1 protein-coding gene is annotated in these 915 nt (G+C 73.4%); it reads right to left on the reverse strand.

The genetic code is table 11. From position 1 onward, the window contains the following. Positions 1-131 precede the first annotated feature (131 nt). Positions 132-728, reverse strand: coding sequence for a hypothetical protein (locus tag JS521_RS35630; protein WP_205086987.1), 597 nt, complete (start codon positions 726-728; stop codon positions 132-134). Positions 729-915: the final 187 nt, after the last annotated feature.

Here is a 915-nt window from a genome sequence, read left to right on the forward strand (position 1 = left end):
TTTGGGGGGGCGCGTCCGCCACAGGGCCCCCAAAAAACGGGGGCCCGGGGGGCCCCCCCCCCCCCGGCGGGGGGGGGGGGCGCGGTGGCACGGTGCGGACGGGGCCAGCAGGGCGTCGGGCGGGCGGCCGGTCAGCGCGACTGGGGCAGGATCCGGAAACGGACGGTGCCGGTGTGCTCGTCGGTCCGGGCGGACAGGAGGTCGCTCTGCTCGATCGCGAGCGCTTCCAGCTCGGTCTGGATCCACTGGTTGGTGCGCTGGAGCTCGAGGCGTCCGGAGTCGAAGTCGCTGAGGTCGAAGTCGGTGTACTGCAGGTCACGGCGGCGCGGCATGGTGCGCACCCAGGAGTGCAGAAGGTGGCGGGCGGTGCTTTCGTCGGGGCGGGCCGGGAGCTCGCGGGGCAGCGCCCGGCAGGTGCCCGCGTGCTCGTTGGCGGCCCCGGCGGCCGCCGTGAGCGTGTACCGGATGTGCGAGTCGTGGTACTTGGTACGAGTGCTCAGGAAGTGACATCCCAGGCAGGCGACCAGGTAGTAGGTGGTACCGAAGGGGTCGCGGCCGGTACTGGCGACGAGAACGACGGCATGGGCCTGGTTGTAGTACCGCTCGGCGACGGGCAGCCCTTCGGGCTTCCACGTCTCGCCGATCTCCGGCCACACCCTCGGCGCGGGGTCTTCCGCCGGTGCTGCGGGTGCGGCGGGCCTGCGGGTGAACAGGTCGATGAGTGCCACGGCTGGGCTCCTTCGTGTTCGGGCGGGTGATGGTGTGCGGGCAGTGCTGCGCCCCGTCGGCACGGGAAGTGACGGACGGGGCGTGGGTGTGGCGGGTGGCCGGTCGGCCTGTCCGGCTCTCGCCCGGCCCCGGGTCGGGGTGGGCGAGGACCAGGCGGAGCGACCGGATCAGTTGAGGGAGGGGGGC

This window comes from Streptomyces durocortorensis (genome assembly GCF_016901035.1).
GTDB lineage: Bacteria > Actinomycetota > Actinomycetes > Streptomycetales > Streptomycetaceae > Streptomyces > Streptomyces durocortorensis.